General features: G+C 58.5%; 24 protein-coding genes and 6 tRNA genes. 8 read left to right on the top strand and 22 right to left on the bottom strand.

Annotation, left to right across the window (positions count from 1 at the left end):
• Positions 1 to 73 precede the first annotated feature (73 nt).
• Positions 74 to 988 carry a ketopantoate reductase family protein gene (locus DW821_RS05855; protein WP_233543598.1) on the top strand — a complete coding sequence of 305 codons (915 nt, stop codon included), beginning with the start codon at positions 74 to 76 and terminating at the stop codon, positions 986 to 988.
• Positions 989 to 1,096: 108 nt separating this feature from the next.
• Here DW821_RS05855 and DW821_RS05850 read toward each other — a convergent pair whose 3' ends face one another.
• From DW821_RS05850 to DW821_RS05840, 3 genes are all read right to left on the bottom strand, one after another.
• Positions 1,097 to 1,303, bottom strand: coding sequence for a hypothetical protein (locus tag DW821_RS05850; protein ID WP_117564436.1), 207 nt, complete (start codon positions 1,301 to 1,303; stop codon positions 1,097 to 1,099).
• 191 nt (positions 1,304 to 1,494) lie between these two features.
• Entirely contained in the window at positions 1,495 to 2,271 is a 777-nt protein-coding gene (locus DW821_RS05845) for a hypothetical protein (protein WP_118066035.1), read from the bottom strand.
• Between the two features lie 311 nt (positions 2,272 to 2,582).
• Positions 2,583 to 3,893: an O-acetylhomoserine aminocarboxypropyltransferase/cysteine synthase family protein gene (locus tag DW821_RS05840; protein WP_118066033.1), complete on the bottom strand. Its 1,311-nt coding sequence runs from the start codon at positions 3,891 to 3,893 to the stop codon at positions 2,583 to 2,585.
• Positions 3,894 to 4,168: 275 nt separating this feature from the next.
• On the opposite strand from DW821_RS05840, the gene DW821_RS05835 reads away from it, so the two are divergent.
• The 5 genes from DW821_RS05835 (at position 4,169) to DW821_RS05815 (ending at position 7,693) form a co-directional block, all read left to right on the top strand.
• On the top strand, positions 4,169 to 5,071 hold the full coding sequence (locus DW821_RS05835; RefSeq protein ID WP_055251412.1) for a LysR family transcriptional regulator: 903 nt from the start codon (positions 4,169 to 4,171) through the stop codon (positions 5,069 to 5,071).
• A 48-nt stretch (positions 5,072 to 5,119) separates the two neighbouring features.
• Positions 5,120 to 5,656, top strand: coding sequence for a ribonuclease HI (gene rnhA / locus DW821_RS05830; RefSeq protein ID WP_118066031.1), 537 nt, complete (start codon positions 5,120 to 5,122; stop codon positions 5,654 to 5,656).
• Positions 5,657 to 5,731: 75 nt separating this feature from the next.
• Positions 5,732 to 6,838 carry a Gfo/Idh/MocA family protein gene (locus tag DW821_RS05825; protein ID WP_118066029.1) on the top strand — a complete coding sequence of 369 codons (1,107 nt, stop codon included), beginning with the start codon at positions 5,732 to 5,734 and terminating at the stop codon, positions 6,836 to 6,838.
• A 2-nt stretch (positions 6,839 to 6,840) separates the two neighbouring features.
• Positions 6,841 to 7,251, top strand: coding sequence for an acylphosphatase (locus DW821_RS05820; RefSeq protein WP_118066027.1), 411 nt, complete (start codon positions 6,841 to 6,843; stop codon positions 7,249 to 7,251).
• A gap of 61 nt (positions 7,252 to 7,312) precedes the next feature.
• Positions 7,313 to 7,693 carry a Fur family transcriptional regulator gene (locus DW821_RS05815; RefSeq protein WP_172677978.1) on the top strand — a complete coding sequence of 127 codons (381 nt, stop codon included), beginning with the start codon at positions 7,313 to 7,315 and terminating at the stop codon, positions 7,691 to 7,693.
• Between the two features lie 77 nt (positions 7,694 to 7,770).
• On the opposite strand, the gene DW821_RS05810 is transcribed toward DW821_RS05815, so the two are convergent.
• From DW821_RS05810 to DW821_RS05800, 3 genes are all read right to left on the bottom strand, one after another.
• A complete protein-coding gene (locus DW821_RS05810) occupies positions 7,771 to 8,568 on the bottom strand; it encodes an HAD-IIB family hydrolase (protein ID WP_158567549.1) in 798 nt (265 codons plus the stop codon).
• 83 nt (positions 8,569 to 8,651) lie between these two features.
• Positions 8,652 to 9,230, bottom strand: a complete 579-nt coding sequence (locus tag DW821_RS05805) for an urease accessory protein UreE (protein ID WP_118066023.1) — start codon at positions 9,228 to 9,230, stop codon at positions 8,652 to 8,654.
• Positions 9,231 to 9,233: 3 nt separating this feature from the next.
• The gene (locus DW821_RS05800; RefSeq protein WP_117817160.1) at positions 9,234 to 9,662 is read right to left on the bottom strand and encodes a peptidylprolyl isomerase; all 429 of its coding nucleotides are present in this window, start codon (positions 9,660 to 9,662) and stop codon (positions 9,234 to 9,236) included.
• Positions 9,663 to 9,782: 120 nt separating this feature from the next.
• Between DW821_RS05800 and DW821_RS05795 the strand changes: the two genes are divergently transcribed.
• The gene (locus DW821_RS05795; RefSeq protein WP_118066022.1) at positions 9,783 to 10,796 is read left to right on the top strand and encodes a dipeptidase; all 1,014 of its coding nucleotides are present in this window, start codon (positions 9,783 to 9,785) and stop codon (positions 10,794 to 10,796) included.
• Between the two features lie 74 nt (positions 10,797 to 10,870).
• Entirely contained in the window at positions 10,871 to 11,647 is a 777-nt protein-coding gene (locus DW821_RS05790) for a M48 family metallopeptidase (protein ID WP_158567548.1), read from the top strand.
• A 6-nt stretch (positions 11,648 to 11,653) separates the two neighbouring features.
• On the opposite strand, the gene folB is transcribed toward DW821_RS05790, so the two are convergent.
• The 16 genes from folB to DW821_RS05710 all read right to left on the bottom strand — a co-directional run bounded on the left by folB (position 11,654) and on the right by DW821_RS05710 (position 26,252).
• Positions 11,654 to 12,139 (bottom strand): dihydroneopterin aldolase, encoded by a 486-nt coding sequence (gene folB / locus DW821_RS05785; RefSeq protein WP_199584295.1) that lies wholly within the window; start codon positions 12,137 to 12,139, stop codon positions 11,654 to 11,656.
• A gap of 43 nt (positions 12,140 to 12,182) precedes the next feature.
• Positions 12,183 to 12,764 carry an HD domain-containing protein gene (locus DW821_RS05780; RefSeq protein WP_172622418.1) on the bottom strand — a complete coding sequence of 194 codons (582 nt, stop codon included), beginning with the start codon at positions 12,762 to 12,764 and terminating at the stop codon, positions 12,183 to 12,185.
• Between the two features lie 2 nt (positions 12,765 to 12,766).
• On the bottom strand, positions 12,767 to 13,324 hold the full coding sequence (folE, locus tag DW821_RS05775) for a GTP cyclohydrolase I FolE (protein ID WP_055251394.1): 558 nt from the start codon (positions 13,322 to 13,324) through the stop codon (positions 12,767 to 12,769).
• 66 nt (positions 13,325 to 13,390) lie between these two features.
• On the bottom strand, positions 13,391 to 13,972 hold the full coding sequence (nrdG, locus tag DW821_RS05770) for an anaerobic ribonucleoside-triphosphate reductase activating protein (protein ID WP_055251392.1): 582 nt from the start codon (positions 13,970 to 13,972) through the stop codon (positions 13,391 to 13,393).
• Between the two features lie 426 nt (positions 13,973 to 14,398).
• On the bottom strand, positions 14,399 to 16,621 hold the full coding sequence (gene nrdD, locus DW821_RS05765) for an anaerobic ribonucleoside-triphosphate reductase (RefSeq protein WP_117640824.1): 2,223 nt from the start codon (positions 16,619 to 16,621) through the stop codon (positions 14,399 to 14,401).
• Positions 16,622 to 17,255: 634 nt separating this feature from the next.
• Positions 17,256 to 17,330: transfer RNA gene (locus DW821_RS05760), tRNA-Val, on the bottom strand.
• 3 nt (positions 17,331 to 17,333) lie between these two features.
• Positions 17,334 to 17,409: transfer RNA gene (locus DW821_RS05755), tRNA-Gly, on the bottom strand.
• 142 nt (positions 17,410 to 17,551) lie between these two features.
• Positions 17,552 to 19,285: a glycoside hydrolase family 13 protein gene (locus DW821_RS05750; RefSeq protein WP_233546535.1), complete on the bottom strand. Its 1,734-nt coding sequence runs from the start codon at positions 19,283 to 19,285 to the stop codon at positions 17,552 to 17,554.
• Between the two features lie 522 nt (positions 19,286 to 19,807).
• Positions 19,808 to 19,883 (bottom strand) — tRNA-Gly (locus DW821_RS05745).
• Positions 19,884 to 19,925: 42 nt separating this feature from the next.
• A tRNA-Cys gene (locus tag DW821_RS05740) sits at positions 19,926 to 19,999 on the bottom strand.
• A gap of 34 nt (positions 20,000 to 20,033) precedes the next feature.
• Positions 20,034 to 20,109: transfer RNA gene (locus tag DW821_RS05735), tRNA-Gly, on the bottom strand.
• A gap of 105 nt (positions 20,110 to 20,214) precedes the next feature.
• Positions 20,215 to 20,961, bottom strand: coding sequence for an anti-sigma factor antagonist (locus DW821_RS05730; protein ID WP_118066018.1), 747 nt, complete (start codon positions 20,959 to 20,961; stop codon positions 20,215 to 20,217).
• Positions 20,962 to 21,039: 78 nt separating this feature from the next.
• Entirely contained in the window at positions 21,040 to 23,385 is a 2,346-nt protein-coding gene (locus DW821_RS05725; RefSeq protein ID WP_118066016.1) for a GAF domain-containing SpoIIE family protein phosphatase, read from the bottom strand.
• Between the two features lie 59 nt (positions 23,386 to 23,444).
• A tRNA-Leu gene (locus tag DW821_RS05720) sits at positions 23,445 to 23,534 on the bottom strand.
• Positions 23,535 to 24,131: 597 nt separating this feature from the next.
• Positions 24,132 to 25,160 (bottom strand): ABC transporter ATP-binding protein, encoded by a 1,029-nt coding sequence (locus tag DW821_RS05715; protein WP_006236139.1) that lies wholly within the window; start codon positions 25,158 to 25,160, stop codon positions 24,132 to 24,134.
• Positions 25,161 to 26,252, bottom strand: coding sequence for an ABC transporter ATP-binding protein (locus DW821_RS05710; protein WP_117564867.1), 1,092 nt, complete (start codon positions 26,250 to 26,252; stop codon positions 25,161 to 25,163). It abuts the gene before it with no gap.

The following is a 26,252-nucleotide window of genomic DNA, read 5'->3' as shown; positions in this document are numbered from 1 at the left end:
CGACATGGCCCGGCGGCATACAATCCATCAGGCGCCCCATACGCGGGCGCCTTTTTATGGGGAGATGATTCACATGCAGATCAACAAGGTCGCCTTCATCGGCAAGGGCGGCGTGGGCCTGCTCTACGGCAGCATGATCGCCCAAGCGCTCGGCAACGACGCCGTCGAATACGTTATGGACGACGCGCGCTTTGAGCGCCATGCGAACGATGCGCTCACCGTCAACGGCAAGCCCTGCGCGCTCAAGTCCGTCCGCGCGAGCGAGGCGACGCCCGTCGACCTGGTCATCCTCACGGTCAAGACAACCGGGCTCGATGTGGCGCTCAAAACCCTGGAAAGCGTCGTGGGACCCGACACGCTGATCGCATCGCTGTGCAACGGCATCACGAGCGAGCAGAAGATTGCCGAGCGCTTTGGCTGGGAGCACACCGTCCTTGGTATCTGCCAGGGCATGGACGCCGTATTCCTCAACGGGGAGCTCACCTATACCAATGCCGGCGAGATCCGCTTTGGTGCGGCAGCGGGCACCGACCCCGCAACCGTTATCGCCATCGACGAGCTCTACACGCGTTGCGGCATCGCCCATACCGTCGAGCACGACATCGCACATCGCATGTGGGCCAAACTCATGCTCAACGACGGCATCAACCAGACCTGTATGGCCTACGGCGGCACCTACGGAAGCGCTACGGAGCAGGGCTCCGAGCAGCTCCGCAGTTTTGTCTCCGCCATGCGCGAGACGCTTGCAGTCGCCAATGCCGAGGGTATCGAGCTCACCGAGGCAGACCTAACGCAGATGGTGCGTCTCATAAAAGGGCTCGATCCCGCCGGCATGCCCTCGATGGCGCAAGACCGCATCGCTCAACGCAGAACCGAGGTCGAGGAATTTGCGGGTACCATCTGCCGCCTCGCGGCCAAGCACGGTATCCAGGTGCCGCAAAACGAATGGCTCTATTCGCGCATCCGCGAAATCGAGGCCAGCTGGTAACGCCGCCGCACCGCATCCAACAGTCTCAATAGCAAAAACCGCCGCAAAGGGCACTCCCCTTGCGGCGGCTTCCTTCTTCATCTATGGGCAAAACCAGCTTCACAACGGTTAGCGCCGCACCTGCGGCGTCTCGTCCTCGTCATCGCGGCAAAGGGTCACGCCCGCACTTCCCAGCAGCGCTGCTGCGATGAGCGCGCCGACCACAATAGGAGCAGCCCCGCACGAGCCCTGCATGCCTGCGACAAACGCAGCTGTAGGGCCAAGACAGCCAAGTACCAATGCGACGGCGGCGATAGCGATATCTCGAGCGTTCATGAGACCACTTCCTCCACGAGAAAGACCTTATTTCTCATGAACCAGTGTGCCCCGCATGCATACGCCCAGCGTACCGCCACGGTAAGGGCTCTGTTAACTCAAACGCACATAAAGAAAGGGCGGCTTTACGTTGCCTAAAAGCTCAGTAAAGACGCCCGCCCATCATGTGCCTATTTTGCTCTGATGGCAGATTACCAACCGGTATAGTAGTCGGTGGTTCCGGCAGCACAGCCGGAGTCATAGACCTTGCACTCGCCCTTGGAACCGGTAAACGTGGAGCCTTGGGCCTTATCGCCCGCGGCAACGACGTAGTAGCCATCGGAATCGCGCCAAAAGCCCTCGGAATCCTGCGTCCATTCGCCCGTGCGGTGGTGATACAACACGTTGCTGCTGTAATAAGTCTCGCGGCGGCCGTTATAGTTATTGACGCCGCTCGAGCGCGTCAGACCCGAGCCGTTCGCGTAATACGCAGCAGACGTGTAAGACAAGCCGGAGCCGGCGTTGTAATACGAAGCCTGGGCGGCCTCGGCGGCCTCGGCCTCGGCTGCGGCGGCCTCGAGCGCTTCGCGCTTGGCATTCTCAAGCGCAGTGCGCAGCTCATCGAGCTCGGTCGACTTCGTGTCGACCTCCCCCATCGTCAACAGACTACCCGCACCGTCGATACAACCCTGCAGCACAGCGCGCTCGTCATCGGTAGCATAGTCGCCATACATATTCATAATGATCTGAGCGCGCATCTCAAGGGAATCGCGCTTGGCCTCCATCGAGGCGTTCCACTCCTGCATGGAACCATAACCATCGCCGCGATAATCAACGGGCTGTACCAGCGTCGCCTCGGACGGCGTAGATCCAACCGTATCGGACAGTGTTGCCGCGTGGGCATCAGTTGCGCCGGCGCCTGCCAAAAGTGCCACGGTCAGAGCGGCAGAAAGGGCAGCGGCTTTCGGTTTTCGTGAATCGATCCTCATGTAGCTGGAAACCTCCGTAGTGCGTTTTTGCTGCGTTTGAGCTGCGTGTGATTCGATCGCGCTGCATAGTACCTCGAGCAAATCGCGACCTGCGGTTTTACTCAAAAGGCGCACGTCAATTGCGTAAAACTCACATCCTCTCAACAGGAGTTTTCCACAACTCAAATGCATAAAGCATGCCAAAAACCCTGTAATAGCGCCCTTCCTATGCAAAAAAGACGCCTGCGCAACCATTGCTTGCGCAGGCGCCTTGAGCAGGCATTTATGCAGTTATACCTATCGAGTCGCAAGGGGTCCTTGCACAAGTCGCCTTACTCGTCCAGCGCGGCGAAGGCCTGCTTCAGATCCCAAATGATATCCTCGGCGTTCTCGGTACCGATGGAAAGACGGATCGTGGAGGGCGTGATGTTCTGCTCGGCGAGCTCCTCGGCAGAGAGCTGGGAGTGCGTGGTAGTAGCCGGGTGCACGACGAGCGACTTGACGTCGGCCACGTTGGCGAGCAGCGAGAACACCTGCAGATGATCGATGAACTTCCAAGCTGCCTCCTGGCCACCCTTAATCTCAAAGGTAAAGATCGAGGCACCGCCGTTGGGGAAGTACTTCTGATAGAGCTCGTGATCGGGGTGCTCAGGCAGGCTCGGGTGGTTCACCTTGGCGACGTGGCTGTCACCGGTCAGGAACTCAACGACCTTCTTGGTGTTCTCGACATGACGGTCAACGCGCAGCGACAGAGTCTCGGTGCCCTGGAGCAGGACCCAGGCGTTGAACGGGCTGATGCAGGCGCCCTCATCACGCAGCAGGATAGCGCGGACATAGGTCGCGAAGGCGGCGGGGCCGGCAGCCTCGGCAAACGAGACACCATGGTAGGAGGGGTTGGGCTCGGCGATCTGGGCGTACTTGCCACTCGCCTTCCAATCGAAGTTACCGCCGTCGACAATCACACCGCCCAGCGAGGTGCCGTGGCCGCCGATGAACTTGGTTGCGGAGTGGACGACGATGTTGGCACCATGCTCCAGCGGACGGAACAGATACGGGGTGCCGAAGGTGTTGTCGACGACAACCGGCAGACCGTGCTTCTTGGCGATCTCGGAGATGGCGTCGATGTTGGGGATGTCGGAGTTGGGGTTGCCGAGCGTCTCGAGGTAGATGACCGTGGTGTTGTCCTTGATGGCACCCTCAACCTCTTCCAGGTTATGAGCATCGACAAACGTGGTCTCGACGCCAAACTGGGAGAGCGTATGCTCGAGCAGGTTGTAGGAACCGCCGTAGATGGTCTTCTGAGCCACCACGTGGTCACCAGCCTGGGCAAGAGCCTGCAGGGTATAGGTGATGGCGGCGGCACCGGAGGCGACGGCAAGACCGGCCACGCCACCCTCGAGCGCGGCGATACGGTCCTCAAAGACGCCCTGGGTGGAGTTGGTCAGACGGCCGTAGATGTTACCGGTGTCGGCAAGACCAAAGCGATCGGCGGCGTGCTGGGAGTTGCGGAACACATAGCTCGTGGTCTGGTAGATAGGCACGGCGCGGGAGTCGGATGCGGGGTCGGCGCTCTCCTGGCCAACATGAAGCTGCAGGGTATCGAAACCAAAGGTGTGCTCGGGGTTGTTGATGAACTGGCTCATGATGATCTCCTTGATCGAACGAAAGTAAATAAATAAGAGAGAAGTAAGTCGCTGTCTCCTGATCACGCCGACGGGCGCAAACAGGAGCCCGGCATTCGTCTTGGTAAGCAGTTCATATGCGGTCCTCCTTTTGACATCCCGGTTCCGTGGTCGACTTAATTACCTACCGCCTTTGTGTGTTTTGAATAGTACGAGCATTGTTTCGCTCGGTCAATCACTTAAAAGCGCTAACCTGTTATCGGTTTTTTAGATAGCTATCGAAAGGACGGGCACCGATGACCCTCCAGCAGCTTCGTTTTCTTATCGCCGTGGCAGAGTCCGGCTCAATCAACGCCGCAGCTCAGCGCCTCTATACCGCTCAGTCCAACATCTCAAACGCCGTCAAAAGCCTAGAACAAGAACTCCATCTGGAGATCTTTACGCGCTCCAGCCGCGGCGTCACGCTCACCAACGACGGCACCGAGCTTTTGGGCTATGCGCGCCAGGTCGTAGAGCAGGCCGACATGCTCGAGGCACGCTATGAGGACGGTGGCACCCCGCAAGCCCGCCTCGCCATTTCCGCCCAGCACTACGCCTTTTCGGTCGAGGCCTTTGTCAACGTAGTCGAGCGCTGCCGCGACAGCAAGTTCGAGTTCATCATGCGCGAGACCACCACATCGCAGATCATCGATGACGTCCGTGCGTTTCGCAGCGATATCGGCATTCTGTATCTGGATGACTTTAACGCCCGCGTTCTGCAGAAGGCCTTCGCCGATGCCCGCGCAAGCTTCCATCCCCTCTTCGACGCGACGGTCCACGTCTTCGTTAGCGAGCGCCACCCGCTCGCACGCCGCCCGCAGCTGTCCCTTGCCGACCTCACGCCCTATACGCGCTACAGCTTTGAGCAGGGAACCTCAAATTCCTTCTATTACGCCGAGGAACCTTTTAGCTATATCCCTTGCGACCGCAACATACGAATCTCGGACCGCGGAACACTTACCAACTTACTTATCACGTCGAACGGTTACACCCTGTCGACCGGTGTCCTCTCCAATGAAATGCAATGGGGCATGGCATCGATCCCGCTAGCAGACGCCCCAACGATGCACGTTGGCTACATCATGCACGACGAGCGCAAGCCCTCTCTCCTCTTGCAGCAATACCTCGACGAGCTCAACCGCATCATCCATGCCAACTAACAGTCCGAAGACGGGGTAGAAATCGTAGATTGCTGGCCCCCGGCGGGCATGGCGCTACAATGGTCACTCACACGAAACGTACCCAACGAAAGGAAGCCCGTGAAGGTCATCATCTATACCGACGGCTCGGCCCGATCAAATCCGGGACGCGGCGGCTACGGCGCCGTGCTCAAATACACCAACCCCGCCGGCAAGACCTTTACCTCCGAGCTTTCGCGCGGCTACGCCAAGACCACCAACAACCGCATGGAACTCATGGCCGTTATCGTGGCGCTCGAGGCACTTAACCGCCCCTGCGAGGTCGAGGCCCATTCCGATTCGCAGTACGTCGTCAACGCCTTCAACAAGCACTGGATTGACGGCTGGAAAAAGCGCGGATGGAAAACCGCCAACAAGCAGCCCGTCAAGAACCGCGACCTGTGGGAGCGCCTACTCGCCGCCAAAAGCAAGCACAAGGTTGAGTTCATCTGGGTTAAGGGTCACGCCGGCCATGAGCTCAACGAGCGCTGCGATGAGCTCGCCACCACGGCGGCCGACGGCAGCAACCTCGATATCGATACCGGCTTTAACGAGAGCGACCTGTAACGGCGTTTTCGCACGCTATTTCCTGCCCCCTCGCGCTACACTCATCCTGTAAACCGAACGGCACGAGGGGGATACATGCTGCGTATAGCGACCATCGGCACATCTATGATTACCGACGACTTTATCCAAGTCGTCAACGCCAACGACCAAGCCGCGTTTGTGGGCACGCTTTCACGCGATGCCAATCGCGGTGCCGCCTTTACCGCCGAGCGCGGTGGCGAGCGAAACTTTACTTCACTCGATGAGCTCGCGGCAGCTGCCGATGTCGACGCCGTCTATATCGGCAGCCCTAACGCACTTCACTACGAGCAGGCCCTTGTCTGCATCGCCGGTGGCAAGCACGTCATCGTCGAGAAGCCCTTCTGCGCCACCGAAGCGCAGGCGCTGGAAGTCTTCCGCGCTGCCGAGGCAGCAGGTGTCGTGGCCCTCGAGGCCATGCGTCCCCTCCACGACCCCGCCTTCCACGCCATCGAGGACGCCCTGGGCGAGATCGCCCCCATCCGCCGCGCCTCATTGCGCTTTGGCAAATATTCCTCGCGCTACAACGAGATTCTCGCGGGACGCGCCACCAATATCTTCGACTGCAATATGGCATCGGGTTCCCTCATGGACATTGGCGTCTACACCGTCGAGCCCATGGTCGAGATCTTCGGTATGCCCTCTGGCCTTACGAGCATGACTACTCTGCTCGACCCCACCACGCGACAGCTCACGCACGGCCCCATCGACGGCTGCGGTTCCATCCTCGCCAGCTACGGCGGTGGCCGTATCTCCGTCGAGCTTGCGCACTCCAAAATTACGAATGATCTGCTGCCCTCTCAGATCGAAGGCGAGCGTGGCACTATCCAGATCGACCATCTGTCCACGCCCCGCAACGTCCGCATCGACTATCGCGGCAACGTCGTACGTGGCTCGGCGACCGAGGCACCGCGCGAACAGGGCGACAACGGCCGCGTGCTCGACCTTCCCAAATCGAGCAACACTATGGAATACGAACTCACAGACTTTATCAGCGCCATCGGCGGTATCGATGACGTAAAGGAAGAGATTTGGGAGACCCCGGCGGGACGCCACGAGCTCGGACACTACCGCGATGTCACGCTCGTCTCACTGCGCATCATGGATGCCGTACGCCAGCAGGCCGGCATTTCCTTCCCGGCCGACGCAGGCAAGCAGGCCTAGCGATGGGCCTCTTCGATACATTCTTCTCCAGCGTCACCGGCAGCAGTCGAGAGCCTCAAAAACCATCAAACGTCGAGCTCGAGCTGCGCCGCAGGCTTACTGTGCTCGCAAGCGACGAGGCCACTCAAGACACTCCCCTGCGCTACTTCCTGCGCTGGGCGGGGCAAGTCCAGGGCGTTGGTTTTCGCTTTACCAATACCAACCTCGCGCAGGCACGCGCACTCACCGGCTGGGTGCGTAACATGGAAGACGGCTCAGTCGAGATGGAGATACAGGGGGCTCCGGCAAATATCCTATCTCATCTCGAAGCGCTTCATGCCTCCTACGAGCGCATGGGAACGCGTTTTCGCCTCGTAGACGCCCAGAGCCGAGCCCCACTTGCCAATGAAGACAGTTTCATTCCTCGTTATTAGTATTGTGTGCTAAATACGGTATCATTTACCTACGACCGTTGATAGAAAAGAGGCAAGGCGCATGGCGGTGCAAAGAAGGAATACCAGGCAGCGAAAGCTGGTTCTTGACGCTGTGCGCCAAAGCTATAACCATCCCACCGCCGACGAAATCTACAACGTCGTGCGCGCGCAGGATGACAAAATCAGCCGCGGTACGGTCTACCGCAATCTCAATCTCTTGGCCGACGCCGGCGAGATCCTCTCCATCAAGACGCCGGGCGGCAGCCGCTTCGATCGCACGATCGAGCCGCATGCGCATATCATCTGCACCTCGTGCAGTCGCGTCATCGACGTACCGCTCCCCTTCGATGCCCAGCTCGACGCCAAGGCATCCGAGCAAATCGGCTGGCACGTCACATCGCACTACACCATCTTCGAGGGTCTCTGCCCCGACTGTCGGTAGATGTTTGGGACATGCCTTAAAATCTCCCTTTCCACCGATGGCGGCAAAAAGTAGATTTCTAGGCATGTCCCAAATGTCTACTCAGCAAGTAGACAACGCAGCTCTTCTTCGACCGTGCGCACGTAGCGGACACGGTCATTGACACCGCGCATGCTGGGATTGCAGCTCTCCATCAGATAGGGATGGCCCACCACGTTGAGCATGTCGCGATCGTTTTCGTTATCGCCAAACGCCATCATTTCGTTAGGTGAGATCCCCAGCGCACAACCATAATCGGCAAGCGCGGACCCCTTGCCCGAATCAAAGCCGATAAAGTCGGTCCATTCGGTTCCCGACGTCATCACATCGACCCGGTCGCTAAAGCGACGCACAAAATACTCCAGCGCCGCCGGCTGCTCCGCCTCGGGCGTCTGGAAGGCAATCTTAATGACATCCTCGTCAATGTCTTCGGGACGGTCGACTACCGCCATATCACAATGAACCTCATAACGCAGGTGGTCAACAAACGCATCGTTGCTGCTCATGGTGTAGAGGTGTCCCTCGCACGAAAGGGTCACGTCGGCATGGGGGTACGCAACCACGGCATTCGCGATATCCATGGCCAGGCCACGCTCCATAGAACGCTTGACCACGGCACGCCCCTCGCTCATGACCAGGGCTCCGTTTTCGCATACATAGGCGAGTTCATCGGCCACCGGGGCAAACAGGTAGCGCAGGCTCGCATATTGACGGCCACTCGCCGGCATAAACACGATACCGCGACGATGCAGCTCATCGATAAGCTCAAAGGCCTCGGAACGCGGCTCGCGCTCCCCCGGATGCAGCAACGTGCCGTCCAAATCGCATGCAATCAGCTTGATTCCCTCAAGACCCATATGCTTTCCCCCACAGCATCTCATCAACAGAAAGACGGACTTTGAATAGTTGCCTCTCAAAGTCCGCCTTACTTATACGCACGTTAACCGCGCGCCTTCTTTACGATCGTAAAGTCTGGAGCCATACTCACAACGGCATCCGCCGCACTCGACGCAAAGCGCCGACTGGCATCGAGCTCGCGCGTGACTACCGAGAGCCGAACGCCCTCGATACCCAGCAGCATGCGGCCCAAAACCGGTTGTACCGGCGTATACATGCGCACGATATGGTCATCCGAGTCGCCCCGGAAGAGTGGCGCATGCATGTTGCCGATCTCCCAGCACGCATGCGCAAGCGCAATCGGATCCATGTGGTCGACTTCGACCAAATAGACCTCGGCGCTGCGCAGGCGCACGACAACCGCCACGGACACCGCGCCCGTGCGGTCGACAGCGAGCACGTCGCCGTCGGCAAGACGCTCAACATCTGCGGCATCCAGCCGGACATTCAGCGTGCGTCCCAGCTCCGTCACGCCCACAAACGCGCGCGCATCAGCCTGGTCCCAATCGAGCAGCAGCTCGTCAATCTCAAAGATGCCGCCCAGCTCCCGACGAAGCAGGAGCTCATAGGACGGGTCGTTGAGATTTCCCAAGCGCTCCGTAGATTCCAGGTCCACGGACATCAACTAGTCCTCAACCTCGACGAGCTCGATATCAAAGTTGAGATCCTTACCGGCGAGCTCGTGATTGGCGTCGAGCGTCACTGCCTCGGGCGTCACGTCGATGACCACGGCGGGGACGGGCATGCCGCTCGGCGTGGACAGGAAGAGCTTCATGCCCTTCTCGATCTGCTCGATATTGGGAACCTGCTCGGCCGGGAAGGTCAGGACCATCTCGGGGTTGTGCTCGCCGTAGGCATCGGCAGCCGGGATGTGCACAGTCTTCTTCTCGCCCACCTGCATGTCGACCACGGCGGCGTCGAAGCCCTTGATCATCTGACCGGCGCCGCAAGTGAACTCCAGCGGCTCGCCGCGATCGTAGGAGCTATCGAACTGCGTGCCGTCGTCGAGCGTGCCGCGATAATGAGTCTTAACCTTCTTGCCCTGGTTGGACATGGCAACCTCCGTGATAAGGGCGGCACACAACGCGGGCCGCCATGAACATATGGCGCTAACTATACCCTAGTCATACAATTCAAGGACAGTTTGCAAAGAAACGCTGCAACCGGAGGAACTATGGCATATCCCGTATTTGACCTGCACTGCGACACCGCCGACCGCATCGGCTGGGCCACGCTCGATCTCGACCTGCGCTTTACCGCCGGCACCGACGGTTATTTCCCCGGCGACGAAACGCATCCGCAAGATTTCGACCTCATCGAGGGTAACGCCTGCGCCATCTCGCTCGCAAAGATCGGCAACACGCCGTGGGCACAATGTTTCGCCACGTTTGTCCCCGACGAGATTCCCGCCGCCCACGCCGCGTGCTTCCAGGCGCAAATCATGGCGCATATGAGCGGCCAGGCAATGCTCAATCACGACCGCATGGTCAACGTGCGCAGCGCCGCAGACATTCGCCCCGCGCTCAAGGAGGGCAAGGTCGCCTGCATCCACACCATCGAAAACGCCACGTTCTTTGCCGAGGACCCCGCGCTGATCGAGGTGCTCAAGAGCTTGGGCGTGCTCATGTCATCACTCAGCTGGAATGCGCAGGGACCGCTCGCGAGCGGACACGATACCCACGCCGGCCTCACCGCCGCCGGCATCGAGGCGCTTACGCAGATGGAGCACGCCGGCATGGTGCTTGACGTCTCCCATCTTAACGACGAGTGCTTTGACGAAGTTGCCGCCCGCGCCACGCGCCCCTTCGTCGCCAGCCACTCCAACTCCCGTGCGGTTTGCGGCGTCAAACGCAACCTTACCGACGACCAGTTCCGTACCATTCGCGACATGGGCGGCATCGTCGGCCTCAACTACTGCAGCGAGTTCCTATCTAACGAAGCAACCGACGAGACCGCCGCAGATGTCACCTTCGACCAGCTGGCAGCCCATATCGAGCACTGGCTCGACCTGGGTGGCGAGGACGTCATCGCACTCGGTGGCGACTGGGACGGCGCCACGGTACCCGCCTTCCTCTCCGATGCCAGCAAGATGCCCGAATTCCAGAACATGCTCTCCAAGCACTTTGGCAAGACCGTGATGCAAAAGCTCTGCAGCGACAACGCGCTTGCCTTCTTTGAGCGTTATTAATTTCACATCCCTTGAGCGGGCCGGCATGCCGAACGGTCGACATGCCGGCCCGTCCCCAATCCAAAGGACCGCTTTTGACGCAGCAGTTTACGATTTCCGCATCCCGACCGGATGGGACGCCCATCCCCGTCGTCGTTACCAAAAAGTGCGTCAAGAACTTCAACCTACGCGTCACTTCGAGCGGTGAGGTCCACGCCAGTGCACCGCTCGGTGCCAGCCGCGAGCGTATCGAAGCGTTTGTGAAGCGCAACAGCGCCTGGATTATCAGCCGACTTGCCCAGCGCGAGCAACGTCAGGCGACGGCGCGAGAGCCGCTCAGTCCCTCGTCCATCATTGGGCTTTGGGGCAAACCCATCACCATTCAGGATGCACTCGACCACAACTTTGCATCACCCGCACCGCGGCCCAAGCAGGCCACCTTCGCAAGTTTTATGGGTGCCGACGAGCCAAGTGGGTGCACGCAGGCAAAGCAGCGCACAGCCCTCGACGGCCTAACGCCCAAAGAACTCCAGACCCACATCGATCAGCTCTATACGTCCGAAGTCACATCGGCGCTACGTGATATGGTGCACGCATACGAAATCGCAATGGGCGTCGCCGTATCCCGCGTTTCCGTGCGCGGCATGAAAACGCGCTGGGGATCATGCACGCCCAAGACCGGAGCCATTCGCATCGCACGCGAACTTGCCGCCTATCCCATCGAATGCCTCGACATGGTTGTCGCCCACGAGCTCGTCCACTTGCTCGAGCCAAGCCACAACCAGCGGTTCCACGTCCTGCTCGACACATACTGCCCCAACAATAGAGCACTGTCTCAGCGACTCAAAAAACCACCTGTCAACGAGTTGTAGGGCCAGTTAGCGCACGCGCTCGATCTCGACACCGCAGCTTGCCAGGGGAAGACCGACGGGCGCCCAAGGCTTATCGAGCTTAACGCGCACGCCAAGCAGCAGAGGGTAACGACGCAGCAGCATCTGGGCTGTCCCCTCGGCTGCCGCCTCGATGAGCTTAAACGTATGCTCGCGCAGATAGCCATCGACATCATGGCACACCGAGCCGTAGTCAATCGAGGCATCCAGGCTATCGTGCTCCCCCGCTGCACGCAGGTCGGCATAGAGCACCAGGGACACGATGAACTTCTGACCCAGCGCGTTCTCCTCGGGATACACGCCATGGTTGGCAAAAACCTCAAGGCCGTCAATGACAATACGATCGGCATGGCGCAGATCATCATAGCTCACGTGAGGCACCGCCGTTGCGGTGGATATTTCGCCCCTTCCACGGCGGGCGAGCTCAGCACCTTCAGTCTTGGTTGCATTCTCGGGCAGTTTTTTGTTACTCAACGCGATCGTCTCCTTCGTTTTGAACCCCAACCGCGCAAACTAACTACACGCGAATCGACAGGTTCTTTTTATCATCGCTCCAGTTGCAAGCATTGCGCGCGGGGCATGCAAAGCAGGCGCGCGACGCTTTGTCGGCCGCATAGAGCAGACGCTCAAGCGGTTGGCTGTTCACGCGCAGCTTTCGATGGCCCAGAATGGCCGTCTTAATGGCTGCGGCATCGGCCGGCTCAAACGCCACATCATCGGGCATGCCGCCGAGAATCGCATCAGCGACGCGTTCGCTTGCAACATCATGGGATATACCCGATTCATACTGTTCATCTTTGCCGATATCGTGAAGAAGTGCCGTGGCGTAGATGACCTCGCGGTCAAATTCGAGCTGCTCCTCGAGATTCTTGATCCACATAATGCGAGCGACATCGAGCAGATGGTCAATACCGTGGCGGCAGAAGATGCGCCCCGATTCCAACTGTACGATGTTGCCCAGGTGCCGCCGGAACAGCCCGTTGGCACAAATGTAATCAATGCGAGGCATGGCACCAAAGGGGGCCAGGCCCGAAGCCATAAAGCCGCGACGCGACGTCCCCTCATCGGTCTTCGATGTAAAGTCGTTGACGACTCTCATGGTTAGCGGCCCAGCATCCTAAAGAAACGCTCCTCGAGCGCGGGATCGGTCTCAAAGACGCCGCGGCGAGCAAGCGTCACGGTCTTGGTGCCGGGCTTTTGCACGCCACGCATCGTCATGCACATATGCTCGGCCTCCATCAACACAATCGCTCCCTGGGGAGCGAGATAATCCATGAGGGCATCGGCAACCTGTGTGCACAGTTGCTCCTGCAGCTGAAGACGGCGGGCATAAACCTCAACCGTGCGGGCGAGCTTGGAAAGCCCAGCCACCCGACCGTTAGGGATATAACCAATGGCGGCCTTGCCATAAAACGGCAGCAGATGATGTTCGCACAGCGAGTAGAACGTAATGTCGCGCTCGATAACCAAATCGTTCGAAGCGACGGCAAAGGTTTTGGACAGGTGCTCCTCGGCACTCTGGTCCATGCCGCCGGCGATCTCACCATACATACGGGCAACGCGCGCCGGGGTCTCCAGCAGGCCCTCACGAGTTGGGTCCTCGCCTATGCCCTCAAGCAACAGCTTAATGGCGGCCTCGACTTTTTCCTGATCGACCATCTGGGCCTCACTTTTCCGATTTCACGTTCGCGCTATGGTACCACGCCCTCCGGCATCGACCACAAGCTACATAGTATGGGTCGAATAGACTGGATCGTCCCGCCAAAGCTCCACAGCGTCGCAAAGCGCAACGCCCTCACGCACGGCGCGGTCGCGCGTAGCGTTCATATCGATCACACGCTGGTTACTCGAGCCCCTAAAGCGCAACGAGATATCATAAAGATCCTGAACAAACGGGCCATCCACCAACATGTCGAGGCAGGCAAGGATACGGTCCGTGACCTCGGTATGGTGACGACCACCCGGCATAAGCTCCTCGAGCACGTCGCCGGTAAAACACCAAATGGTCTTTCCTGACCCCGCAGGATAAGCGGCACGAACACGCTCGACAAACTCAACGAGCCCCGCCTGGTTCTCGGGCTCCATGGGCTCTCCGCCCAGAATCGTCAGGCCGTCAATAAAGGGATGATCGAGGCTCTCGATAATCTTGTCCTCGACGGCACGATCAAAGGGCTCGCCCGCAGCAAAGTCCCACGCGACGGAGTTAAAGCAATTCTTGCAGCCACGACGGCACCCGCTTACAAACAGAGAAGTACGAACGCCTTCTCCATCAGCAATGTCGAAATACTTAATGTTCGCGTAGTTCATAGGTAACTCTCCCGGGAGGCCGGGACATATCATCCCGTCCTCAAACATTCTCGGCCTGCGGCCTGCGAAACTGCGGGCGGGACGATATGTCCCGGCCTCATGCAAAGGGTAACTCAATGAACGAAGCGAACATCGAGCATAGGGTTCGAGGTCCAATAAAAACTGGGTTGCGGCTCAACCACCATCGCAAGTAAATCGCAGCTGCAACTCGACTTATTTCCGCTAAGAACTTCGAGGAGTGAGCAGACTGCGCGCTGCATCTCAGCTACATCAACTTGGCTGCCCTGTAGCGAGGCCCCGGACCTTTGCTCGATATGAGTTCCGCACGAACAGGAGGCGCCAGTGGCGCCTCCGTCGTGAGCCAGGACTGTCCGAAATAGCGAGTAAAGGTCCGGGGCCTCGCTACGGGGCGGCCTGGGATGGTTATTAGAGATGCAGCACGCGGTCGCGGATCTCCTCGGTTCGACCCTGGTTCCAGAACTGGGTACCGATGTAGCCGCACGTACGACGAGCGACGTTCATCTTCTCCTGGTCGCGGTTGCCGCAGCTGGGGCACTCCCACACCAGCTTGCCGTCATCCTCGACAATCTTGATCTCGCCATCGTAGCCGCACACCTGGCAGTAATCGCTCTTGGTGTTGAGCTCGGCGTACATGATGTTGTCGTAGATGTACTGCATCACGCGAATGACAGCCTTGAGGTTGTCCTGCATGTTGGGAACCTCAACGTAGGAGATAGCACCGCCCGGCGAAAGCTGCTGGAACATGCCTTCAAACTTAAGTTTGTCGAAGGCATCGATCTCCTCGGACACATGGACGTGATAGCTGTTAGTAATGTAGCCCTTGTCCGTCACGCCCGGGATAATGCCAAAACGACGCTGCAGGCACTTGGCGAACTTGTAGGTCGTCGACTCCAACGGCGTACCGTACAGCGAGAAATCGATATCACTTTCGGCCTTCCACTCCGCGCACCTGTCGTTCATGCGCTGCATGACGGCCATGGCGAACGGCGTGCCCTCCTTCTCGGTGTGGCTGTGACCCGTCATGTACTTGACGCACTCATACAGGCCGGCATAGCCCAGGCTGATGGTGGAATAGCCGCCCACGAGCAGCTTGTCGATCGTCTCGCCCTTCTTCAGACGCGCCAGGGCGCCGTACTGCCAAAGAATCGGCGCGGCATCCGAAAGCGTGCCCATCAGGCGCTCATGACGGCACAGCAGGGCACGATGGCACAGCTCAAGGCGCTCGTCGAAGATCTTCCAGAACTTATCCATGTCCTGATGCGAGCTCAGCGCGACATCGGGCAGGTTGATGGTCACAACACCCTGGTTAAAGCGACCGTAGTACTTAGGCTTGGTCGGGTCATAGTTCAGCGCGTTGGCGACATTGTTAAAGCCGTTGCCCGAACGGTCGGGCGTCAGGAAACTGCGGCAACCCATGCAGGTGTAGCAATCGCCGTTGCCGGCAGTCTCGCCCTTAGACAGCTTAAGCTCGCGCATCTTCTTCTCGGAGATGTAGTCGGGCACCATGCGCTTGGCGGTGCACTTGGCGGCGAGCTTGGTCAGATAGAAGTACGGCGAATCCTCGCGAATGTTATCGTCCTCGAGCACGTAGATGAGCTTGGGGAATGCCGGGGTGATCCACACGCCGGCTTCGTTCTTAACGCCCTCATAGCGCTGACGAAGCGTCTCCTCCACAATCATGGCAAGGTCGTGCTTCTCCTGGGGCGTACGGGCCTCATTGAGATACATAAAGACCGTCACGAACGGCGCCTGGCCATTCGTGGTCATAAGGGTCACGACCTGATACTGAATCGTCTGGACGCCGCGACGGATCTCGTCACGCAGGCGGTCCTCAACAACCTCGCGGACCTTTTCGGGAGATGCCGAAACACCGAGCTCCTCGAGCTCGCGGGCAACCTCGCCGCGAATCTTTTGACGGCTCACCTCAACAAAGGGGGCGAGATGGGTCAGCGAAATAGACTGGCCGCCGTACTGGGAGGAAGCAACCTGGGCGATAATCTGCGTCGCGATGTTGCAGGCAGTCGAGAAGCTGTGCGGCTTCTCGATCAGCGTGCCCGAGATAACGGTGCCGTTCTGGAGCATGTCCTCCAGGTTCACCAGGTCGCAGTTATGCATGTGCTGGGCAAAGTAGTCAGAATCGTGGAAGTGGATCAGGCCCTCATTGTGGGCATCCACGATCTCCTGGGGCAGCAGCACACGCTGAGTCAGATCCTTTGAAATCTCGCCGGCCATATAGTCGCGCTGGACGGAATTGACGGTCGGGTTCTTGTTAGAGTTCTCCTGCTTGACCTCTTCGTTATTGCACTCGATCAGCGACAGAATCTTGTCGTCGGTCGTGTTCTTCTGGCGCTTCAGGCTCTGAACATAGCGATAGATGATGTAGTGGCGGGCGACCTCGTAGCAGTCGAGACGCATGATCTCGTCCTCGACCAAATCCTGGATCTCCTCGACCGAAACGGTGTGGCCCGCGTTCTCGCATGCCTCGGCGACGTTTTGCGCCGCATAAACCACCTGGCGGTCGGTAAGACGAGAGCTCTCCTCGACCTCCAAGTTTGCGGCGCGGATGGCATTGACGATCTTATCGATGTCAAAGACAACCTCGGTGCCGCTGCGCTTGATGATCTTCATCCTCTTGCCTTCTTTCGCGTCGTAGCCTCATTGCGCTTCAGAGCCAAACGATGCCCGGCAGGGCCTGCCCCTGCCTTGCGGCGCCGTCGCGCAATCTGTGTTCTCGATAAACCATAAGCCTCCATGCGGACATTCCCTAGAGCCAATCAAGCGGTTCAAGGACACGTTCAAAAGAGGCAGTTAAGGTCTTCGTTCTCTGTCCGCCATCTATCATACGACAAAGAAGCATCTATATCCTGTATTCTTTTTTTAGGTCAAACACAACATATAGTGTTTCAGCAGGTCAAAGCAATTGGTCATTTTGCAGACGCATTAAAAATGAGGGGTATTTGACAAGTCGGTAAAACGTTACCAACACGGCTACCTGCATGGCAGTTATAAAACCCCCTTAGTCAAGCCGCTGACAAATCCTACCAAAACCAAGCCGCTCACGCCAAAAGAATCCAAAAGATTATGCTTGACCAACATGTTGCGGTCACGATGGACCAGGACACATGCAATCTGCCGGCGCCCCCACGGGATGCGAAGACCATCGCGTACAGACCTTGGATCAATATTTGGCGGCTTATTTGGCGGCGTGCTTGGTGGCAAAACAAAACAGCCCAGAGGACATAGCCTCTGAGCTGCGAACATTTGGTGGGCGTTAGAAGATTTGAACTTCTGACCTCTTCCGTGTCAGGGAAGCGCTCTCCCCCTGAGCTAAACGCCCAAATGGAGCGGACAACGGGGCTCGAACCCGCGACCCCAACCTTGGCAAGGTTGTGCTCTACCAACTGAGCCATGTCCGCCTGCGAAGATTTAATATACGGGATGATCCACCCAAATACAAGAACTTTTTTTGAAAAGTTTTGCGACGCCCTCGCGAACCTCGCGAAGACATCAGCCACCACGGAAGGTGTAGGCAAACGCAAGCTCGCCGCAAGAGGCCCCCTACAACTCAGCGAGCATGATCCAGGCAGAGCTGTCCTGCGCGAGCCTGCCATCTGCAAGCGGTGATGAGGTGAGCAGGACCCTACCCGCCGGCAGCTCCACGGGTGCTGCACCGAAGTTCGTCACACACGCCCAGCCGTTGTCGCGGCGATAGGCGATGACGCCGCCCTCAGCGCCCTCGGCACCATCCGCAAGGCCGGTGCACCCGTCAAGATCGAGCCACGCAAGATCGTTGGCGCACCCGCGCAGCTTGCGCCGCAGCCAGAGGGCGTCGCGATAGAACGCAAGCATCGATGCCGGGTCCGCTTCTTCCCTATCGGCAGCGTAATCGGAAAACCATGCAGGCTGTGGCAGATGGGGCGCCGCATCGGCGTCCGCCGGTGAAAACCCAAACGATCCGCCCTGCGCGGGATCGTCCGCTGCCACCCACGGCAGGGGCACACGACAGCCGTCGCGCCCCTTCTCGCGCTTCGGTCCGTGCGTATTGGTCGCAGTGGGATCTTCGAGTGCAGCCCACGGGATGTCAGCCACCTCAAAAAGGCCGAGCTCCTCACCCTGATACACGTATGCCGAGCCCGGAAGCGCCAACTCAAGCAAAAGGGCTGCCCGCGCGCGGCGCTCGCCGAGTTCACGGTCCTCGTCATAAGACGACCCGTCGCGTAAGAGCCAGTCGAGCGCAATCTGATGGTAGCGCGTCGCCTTGATTTGCGGCAGGGCATAGCGTGTCGCCACGCGCGGCACGTCGTGGTTGGAGAGTACCCAGGTCGAGGCGGAATCGGATTCGATGGCCGCCTTCAAGCCCTTCTCGATTGCAGCGTGCATGTCATCATAGGTCCAAGTGGCCTTGGCGAACTCAAAGTTGAATGTCTGGCCAAGCTCGCTGGGGCGTGCGTAGAGATACTGGCGCTCGGGCAGAACCCACGCCTCGGCAACGGCGCTGCGCGGCGGATCATAACGGTCGAATACGCGGCGCCACTCGCGATAGATCTCATGGACCTCGTTGCGGTCCCACAGCGGATGGGTGCCGTCCTCAACCATGTCATCGCCCTCGGCGAGATGCCACCGGTCGAGGTCATCGCGGTCGAGATCCTTGGCGAGACCGTGCGCCACATCAATGCGAAAGCCATCGACGCCTCGATCGCTCCAAAACGCCAGGACGTCGCAAAAGAACGCATGAACCTCGGGACACGACCAGTCAAAGTCCGGCTGCTCGGGCGTAAACATGTGCAGATACCACTGACCGTCCGCGACGCGCGTCCAGGCGGGGCCGCCAAAGTTGGCATTCCAATTGGTGGGAGGCAGCTCGCCGTGCTCGCCGCGACCATCGCGGAAGATATAACGGGCGCGCTCGGGTGATCCGGGGCCGGCGGCAAGAGCGGCTTTGAACCAGGGGTGCTGGTTGGACGAATGGTTGGGCACGATGTCGACGATGACCTTGATGCCGTGCGCATGAGCCGCAGCGATCATGTCATCGAAGTCGTCAAGCGAGCCGAGACGTGGGTCGACATCGCAGTAGTCCGCCACATCATAGCCGCCATCGACAAGAGGCGATGGGTAAAACGGGCTCAGCCAGATAGCCTCGATGCCCAGCTGCTCAAGATAGTCCATCTGCTGGGTAATGCCCGCGATATCGCCCAGACCCGAACCAGTCGAATCCTTAAACGAGCGCGGATAGATCTGATAGATCGCGGCATCGGACATCCATGGGCGCGACGAGGACTTTTCTGTAGCCATGGGATGAGTCTCCCTTGCAACGAGGTTTTGCGAGATGCCCACGATGATACGCCCAAAGCGGACATTCGCGGCAAACAACGCCACAGCCACGCCCCAAACGCTCGCTCCCTCTCGGGTTCGAGTCTCCTGGGACGAATCGATCGATCAGTGAAAAGAACGGAAGGCCCACTCCTCCGGCCACGACAGCGAGCGGGCTCCGGGTGCCCCAAGTTGCCGCGAAAGAGGAGGGAAGCGTACTTTATGTACGCGACCGACGATTGAGGGGCAAGATGGGGTGCCCGGGGCTCGCACAGCGTCAACAAAAAACGCGGTTCGTTAGAACCGCGTAAGATAGTTGGAGCGGACAACGGGGCGTCTGCGTATTCGCTTCGCGGATCCGCACCGGCTTCGGCCGCCTGCCGGCGTCCTCGCCAGCTCGCTACAAACGCTCCGCGTTTGCTTAACGCTCGCTCCCTCTCGGGTTCGAGCCCAAGCGATGGGTACGAAAAAGCCCGGCTACCGTAGTAGTCGGGCTGCTGCGTTTGGAGCGGACAACGGGGCTCGAACCCGCGACCCCAACCTTGGCAAGGTTGTGCTCTACCAACTGAGCCATGTCCGCATATGTAAAACAAAACGGGCGCCGGAGCGCCCGGATGTTGCCTGGAGGCGAAGCCCGGATTCGAACCGGGGGTAAAGGCTTTGCAGGCCTCTGCCTTACCACTTGGCCACTTCGCCGAAAAAGGACCGCTTAAACGGTCCAGAAATGCAATGGAGCGGACAACGGGGCTCGAACCCGCGACCCCAACCTTGGCAAGGTTGTGCTCTACCAACTGAGCCATGTCCGCTTGCGGGTTATTAATTTACGCGAGTTGTCCAAAAGACGCAAGTACTTTTTTCAAAAAACTTGTCTGCCGCATGTTCTTAGTAGCTAAACGCGCTAAAGCGATTGGCTAGGCACACGACTCCAGCGCTCCGCTAAACAGCTTCACCATCTGCACGCGCGTGCCGGCGCCGTCCGTACGACGAGCAACCTCCACGTTATCGACGAGCATACGCATAAGCTTGATACCACGGCCGCGCTCCTCTGATGCGACCGGTTCGCTCGTTTCATCGATAGAATAGCCGGCACCTCGATCAAGCACCTCAACCACAACGCGATCGCCATAGGCCTGAACCGTCAGGACGCACCCGATACCGCCCGCATGGTCATAGGCATTACCCAGCGCCTCCCCCGACGCCAACGCGACATCGTAGCGCTCGTCACGGCGCAACGGAAGCGATTCAAGGAGTTCGGCGATGCGATGTCGGTAGTATGGAAGATTCTCGATACCCTGACGGACCTCGACGCTCTTACTCCAGCGAGGCAGCTCCCCCACCGGAATGGCGGGAATAGACTCCCGTGCCGGCCCCGCGACATGAAGAATATCGACAAGACGGGCAATCTCCAAAAAGCGAACAACTTCACCTGATGCATTGACGAGCGAAAGCAGGCCTTCTCGCCTCATGAGCTCACGAGCGCGCGTAAGCAGGAATGCCAAGCCCGTCGAATCGATAAAGCTAACAGCCTGGCAGTTGATGACGACACGACGCACGCCGCGGCCAATCAAAGCATCCAACCGCCGACGCAGCGCAGGCACCGTGGCGATGTCGATATCGCCTGGTGGCGTCAAAACCACTATGTCATTCCACTCATTCATACGACCATGGTTCCCCAAAAAAGCCCACTCGATGCATTCGTTTCCCCAACCGTACGGATTCAGCCCGCCCAGCGTCGTCTATGAACGACCCCGTAAAAACTCAAGGGACACCAATGCAATGTCATCGTCCAGCGCCGATTCGGTAAATCGGTCAAGCTCGCCCAAGACCTTGCCGCAAATGCCCGACACGCCCTCACCCGAGACAGAGAGCAGAAGGTCGCGAAGGCGCTGCTCGCCAAAGAAAGCACCCGAGCGGTCACGCGCTTCGATTGTTCCGTCGGTGTACATAAATAGCATGTCACCAGGAGCGAACGTAAACACGCCTGTCTCGTATACCATGCTCTCAAAGGCACCGATTACCCCCGATTGGCATCCAAGCAGCTCGACCTCCCCCCCACGGGCCTCGCCGCCACCCAGCGGCATCGACTCTGGCCTGATGACCATGGTCGGAGGATGGCCCGCCGAACAATACGTTGCACGTCCGGCTTTAAGGTCAATCTTGGCGATAAAGGCCGTCACGAACGTCTCGACCCTTGAAAAGCCCATGAGCATGCTGTTAAGGGAGCGTGCCATGCGGGCCGGCCCAGCGCCCTCCCAGGCATATGCCGTCAGGGCCGTCTTGACGAGCGCGGACATCGATGCAGCCTCAATGCCTTTGCCAGACACATCGCCCAGAATCATGACGGCGCAATCGTCGGGAAGACGGATGAGCGTATAGAAATCGCCGCCGACCAACGCCGAGTTCGTGGCCGACAGGTACACCGAATCGGCGGCGATTCCCGGAACATCCCCCAGTGAATTTCTCATGCCAATCTGAAGGGTCTGAGCGATATGGCGCTCCTCACGCTTTTGAGATTCGCCTTCATAGATCAGTTCAAAGTCATGAGCCAAGTGCACCAAGTAGTCATATTCAAGGTCATCAATCGGCTCTTGGCTACCATCACGAAGCAGCAGCGCGCGCGTCGTCGGGCCCTTCGCAACAGAAGCAGGAACGATCGCGTCGTTACTGTGCTTGCCATCGCCCTCAGAGCGCGGGCGCCCCGCCTCGATGCCGGCGTCGACGTAGAGACCCTGGCAAGGCAGGCCATGCGCCCTAAGCCAGCCTCCCATAGGCATCGATTCGTCAACGCGAGTTATACGGACGTGTTTAAGGTCCTCGGCGCTCGTGCCGCCCAAAACAGATGCCTCAAAGCCATCAGGGCCAGCCCCCAGACGTGCCGCTGGCGCCGTCGTGGAAAAGAAAAGCTTCTCGGGATCGTCCGGCAAAGCAACGCGGCTGCCGCCTTCAAAATCTATGACGTAGGAATCCAGACTGGCGTCATACTCAATAGGGCAAAAATGGCAGTTGAGCATATTGCAGATCTCGGACGATACCACCTGGGTAGCCGCGGCGGAATCGTCTAGAAAGGTAAACAACTCGTCACGCAAGACATTGAGCGAGCGGCCAAGCTCGGCCGTGCGACGGGAGCGAAGGCTCGATGCCATGCCGACCAGCTGGATAGACAGGTAATCGCAAATGACCTCGAGCACATTAACGTCATAGGCGAGCGGTGCCTGAGGGCGTTTCCAACCAACTTCCAGCACGCCAAGGATCTGCGTACCGTAAAAAACGGGAAGACAGATCTCGCTGCGGTACGGAGGCATATCCTGCATGCGCAACAGGTGCTTAGAACGATTGTCCAGATCCATGAACATACCGGAGGCGACCTTATCACCCTCAAGGTCCTGTTGAATCGACAAGCGACAGGCACGCGACTCACGAAGAACATACGTCGGAATGCCAGCGCCATACGGCAAAAACTCAGGCAGGTAGCTGTCGTACAGCTCCTTGGAAACACCGCGAAGTTTAAAACCACCGCTCTCAGAAAAATAGATAGCGGCACCCGAAGCATCGAGCGTTCCTACAAGCTGGTTCAAAACGGTATCAAGTAGGCTGGGCAGCTCATCGGAGCCCACGGTACTCATAATGACCGAGAGCGTGCCAGAGAGGCGCTTGTTCGCCACTCTAAGCTCCGAAAGCGCACGCTTGAGTTGCCGGTCGTGAGAATACTGTTCCTCGATACTGTGAAGCACCACCAGGACACGTGGTGCGCGGCGCCCAAAGATGTGTGGAGGCGTTACGGAGCCCGCACGAACCAAGACGGGAATAAAAGAGCCGTCACTCAGCTTGAGCATCAGTTCGTTCTCGGAGCCATCAGTTTCAAATGGCAGACGATGTTCCGTCGCACGTTCAAAAGCGGACGAGTACAGGACGTCTTTAACATCTCCGCCGATGACGTCGGCGCGTTCCTCGCACATCAAACCAAGTAAGCGATTATTCACATGCAGAATGGTTCCGTCGAGCTCGCAGATGATGACAGCATCGCTCGTGATCTCGACTAGTTGGGCAACGTCTGCCCACTCGTTGCGTTCAAGCGTTTCCATCGTGGACCTCACCGTCTATCGGTAACAAAAAAGCCTCCGAAGAGGCTTCTCAAATGCGATGGTGTCGGAGGCGGGACTTGAACCCGCATGACCAAAAAGCGGTCACTAGCACCTCAAGCTAGCGCGTCTGCCAATTCCGCCACTCCGACATGCTATGTTGTTGATTCGCGGTTCGTTTTGTTGGACCCGCGCGTTCAACGAGGAAGATAATAACCTATGATTCGAGAACTGTGCAAGCACTTTTTTCAAAAAAGTTTACGAATTTGTAAATGCGCTGGTAGACGGACCTGTTCGGGCCGGAATGAGGTTGCTTTCCAACGCGTCCTCGGGCATGCGGCATTATTTTGATTCGCGCTTCGCGCTACAAAATAATGCCGCCCCCTGCGGAATGCGTTGGAAAGCAACCTCATTCCGGCCCTAGGAGTATGTACTCCGGGCACAGTTCTCAAATATGTTCTGGGGCTGATATAAATTTAGTGGCTCGGCTTTGCCGAGCCCTTATATAAGGAGGCCGGAGCTTTTGCTCCGGCCTCACTAACTATCCCATTAGATTAAGTGAGCGATCAAGGAATCGCCCCCCCCCTGCAGCGGTAACACAGGGCCCGTGCTGGACTTAGTTTTCAGAACATTCCGCAGACCAGGAAACCCCCTTATCCGCAGCTCCGAAGGAGCAGGATAAGGGGGTTTCCATGGTCGAGGACGTTCTGAAAACTAAGTCCAGCACGGGCCCGGACGAAAACAACCGGCTACAGGTCGATGTGCGATTCCTTGATCGGGAACGGCTCCGCGAAGTGGCACGCGCAGCAGTGGCCCGGGGCGACTTCCTTAAACTCAGGCAGCTTCTCGGAGCAGATACCCTGCGCAATCGGGCAGCGAGTGTGGAAACGGCAACCGGTCGGCGGATCCAGCGGTGACGGCGGGTCGCCGGCAAGGATGATGCGCTTACGAGTCTTCTGGATATCCGGATCGGGCACCGGCACAGCAGACAGCAGCGACTGCGTGTACGGGTGGTGCGGCTCACTGTAGAGCGTCTTCCAGTCCGAAACCTCAACCATCTTGCCCAGGTACATAACGGCAACACGGTCGGAAATATGCTGTACGACAGAGAGGTCATGAGCAATGAAGAGATAAGCCGTACCGAACTTGTCCTGGAGCTCCTTCAGCAGGTTCAGAACCTGGGCCTGAATGGACACATCCAGAGCGGAAACCGGCTCGTCGCAGATAATCAGCTTGGGCTTAAGCGCAAATGCACGGGCAATGCCGACACGCTGACGCTGGCCGCCGGAAAACTCATGAGGATAGCGGTTAATGTGCTCGGGGTTCAGTCCGACAACGTCGAGAAGCTCGCGGACGCGCTCGATACGCTCTTCCTTGGTACCCACACCATGAATGGTCATGGGCTCGGAGACGATCTCACCAATCGTCATACGAGGGTTCAGCGAAGCATAGGGATCCTGGAAGATAAACTGCATCTCGCGACGCATATCCTTGATCTCGTGCTTGCTCATCTCGGCAACATCTTTGCCCTGGAAGAACACCTTACCTGCCGTCGGCTTCGTCAGGCGCATGATGGTGCGGCCCGTGGTGGACTTACCGCAACCAGACTCGCCGACCAGGCCAAAGGTCTCGCCCGGATAAATCTCGAACGAAATGTCATTCACAGCAGAGACGACGCGCTTGGAAAAACGCTTGGCGAACATGCCGGACTCGGCGGGGAACTCCTTAGAAAGATGCTCGACCTTCAGCAGCGGAGTGCGCTCGTTATTGTCTGCCATTTACGCCTCGCCTCCCTTCTTGGAATCCTTGCGCGTGCGGGACGTCTCAGGGGCGTTCTTGAGGAACTCGGGGTCACCGGAATAATGGCACGCAGAATAGTGGCCGGACTCGGTAACAACGCGCTCGGGGCGCTGCTTGCGGCACTTGTCCGTCGCATAGGGGCAGCGAGGAGAGAAGACGCAGCCCTCGGGCAGGTTCATGAGCGAAGGCGGGTTGCCGTGAATCGGCGTCAGCGGCTTCTTCTCATCGATGGCCTGCTCCGGGATGGAGCGAATAAGACCCCAGGTGTAGGGATGGCGGCTCTCGTAGAAGATTTCCTCAGCAGTACCGAACTCGACAGGACGGCCGGCGTACATAACCATGATTTTGTCGGCCATATCGGCGACAACGCCCAGGTCATGGGTAATCATGATGATGGCGTTGCCGTTCTTCTCCTGCATTTCCTGCATAAGCTCAATAATCTGAGCCTGAATGGTAACGTCCAGGGCAGTCGTGGGCTCGTCGGCAATCAGAATATCGGGATCACAGGCAAGGGCCATGGCGATCATGACGCGCTGACGCATACCGCCGGAGAACTGGTGCGGGTACTCGTTGACACGCTTCTCGGGCTCGGGAATGCCAACGAGGTCCAAAAGCTCGGTGGCACGCTTGAGCGCCTCCTGCTTGGAATAGCCACGGTGCAAGCGAAGACCCTCGCCCACCTGCTTACCGATCTTATAGACCGGGTTCAAGGAGGTCATAGGATCCTGAAAGATCATCGCGATATCGTTGCCGCGAATATGCTGCATTTCTTCCTCGGTCATCTCGAGGATCGAACGACCGCGGTAGCGAACGTCGCCGCCCTCAATCTTTCCCGGAGGCATCGAGATGAGGCCCATGATGGTCATGGCGGTCACGGACTTACCGGAGCCGGACTCGCCGACGACACCCAGGGTCTCACCGCGATCGAGCGTGTAGGACACACCGTCGACGGCGCGAACGACGCCATCCTCGGTGTGGAAATACATCTTAAGGTCATCGACCTCGAGCAGATGCTGGCCCTCGGGAACCGGCTGGTCCTTCAGGTCCACATAGTTCTTGTTCTTCTTCAT

Source organism: Collinsella sp. AM33-4BH (assembly GCF_003469205.1).
GTDB lineage: Bacteria > Actinomycetota > Coriobacteriia > Coriobacteriales > Coriobacteriaceae > Collinsella.
This window is presented reverse-complemented; position numbering and strand designations above follow the sequence as displayed.

Excerpts from the sequence above, each read along its gene's own strand:
- DW821_RS05845 (WP_118066035.1), bottom strand. The coding sequence starts at position 2,271 with ATGAGGATCGATTCACGAAAACCGAAAGCCGCTGCCCTTTCTGCCGCT.
- DW821_RS05725 (WP_118066016.1), bottom strand. The coding sequence starts at position 23,385 with ATGGAAACGCTTGAACGCAACGAGTGGGCAGACGTTGCCCAACTAGTC.
- DW821_RS05810 (WP_158567549.1), bottom strand. The coding sequence starts at position 8,568 with ATGGGTCTTGAGGGAATCAAGCTGATTGCATGCGATTTGGACGGCACG.
- DW821_RS05795 (WP_118066022.1), top strand. The coding sequence starts at position 9,783 with ATGGCATATCCCGTATTTGACCTGCACTGCGACACCGCCGACCGCATC.
- nrdD (WP_117640824.1), bottom strand. The coding sequence starts at position 16,621 with ATGAAGATCATCAAGCGCAGCGGCACCGAGGTTGTCTTTGACATCGAT.
- DW821_RS05825 (WP_118066029.1), top strand. The coding sequence starts at position 5,732 with ATGCTGCGTATAGCGACCATCGGCACATCTATGATTACCGACGACTTT.
- DW821_RS05840 (WP_118066033.1), bottom strand. The coding sequence starts at position 3,893 with ATGAGCCAGTTCATCAACAACCCCGAGCACACCTTTGGTTTCGATACC.
- folE (WP_055251394.1), bottom strand. The coding sequence starts at position 13,324 with ATGGTCGATCAGGAAAAAGTCGAGGCCGCCATTAAGCTGTTGCTTGAG.
- DW821_RS05820 (WP_118066027.1), top strand. The coding sequence starts at position 6,841 with ATGGGCCTCTTCGATACATTCTTCTCCAGCGTCACCGGCAGCAGTCGA.
- DW821_RS05850 (WP_117564436.1), bottom strand. The coding sequence starts at position 1,303 with ATGAACGCTCGAGATATCGCTATCGCCGCCGTCGCATTGGTACTTGGC.
- DW821_RS05805 (WP_118066023.1), bottom strand. The coding sequence starts at position 9,230 with ATGTCCGTGGACCTGGAATCTACGGAGCGCTTGGGAAATCTCAACGAC.
- DW821_RS05800 (WP_117817160.1), bottom strand. The coding sequence starts at position 9,662 with ATGTCCAACCAGGGCAAGAAGGTTAAGACTCATTATCGCGGCACGCTC.
- DW821_RS05715 (WP_006236139.1), bottom strand. The coding sequence starts at position 25,160 with ATGGCAGACAATAACGAGCGCACTCCGCTGCTGAAGGTCGAGCATCTT.
- DW821_RS05750 (WP_233546535.1), bottom strand. The coding sequence starts at position 19,285 with ATGGCTACAGAAAAGTCCTCGTCGCGCCCATGGATGTCCGATGCCGCG.
- rnhA (WP_118066031.1), top strand. The coding sequence starts at position 5,120 with ATGGCGCTACAATGGTCACTCACACGAAACGTACCCAACGAAAGGAAG.
- DW821_RS05710 (WP_117564867.1), bottom strand. The coding sequence starts at position 26,252 with ATGAAGAAGAACAAGAACTATGTGGACCTGAAGGACCAGCCGGTTCCC.
- DW821_RS05835 (WP_055251412.1), top strand. The coding sequence starts at position 4,169 with ATGACCCTCCAGCAGCTTCGTTTTCTTATCGCCGTGGCAGAGTCCGGC.
- nrdG (WP_055251392.1), bottom strand. The coding sequence starts at position 13,972 with ATGAACTACGCGAACATTAAGTATTTCGACATTGCTGATGGAGAAGGC.
- DW821_RS05730 (WP_118066018.1), bottom strand. The coding sequence starts at position 20,961 with ATGAATGAGTGGAATGACATAGTGGTTTTGACGCCACCAGGCGATATC.
- DW821_RS05855 (WP_233543598.1), top strand. The coding sequence starts at position 74 with ATGCAGATCAACAAGGTCGCCTTCATCGGCAAGGGCGGCGTGGGCCTG.
- DW821_RS05815 (WP_172677978.1), top strand. The coding sequence starts at position 7,313 with ATGGCGGTGCAAAGAAGGAATACCAGGCAGCGAAAGCTGGTTCTTGAC.
- DW821_RS05780 (WP_172622418.1), bottom strand. The coding sequence starts at position 12,764 with ATGAGAGTCGTCAACGACTTTACATCGAAGACCGATGAGGGGACGTCG.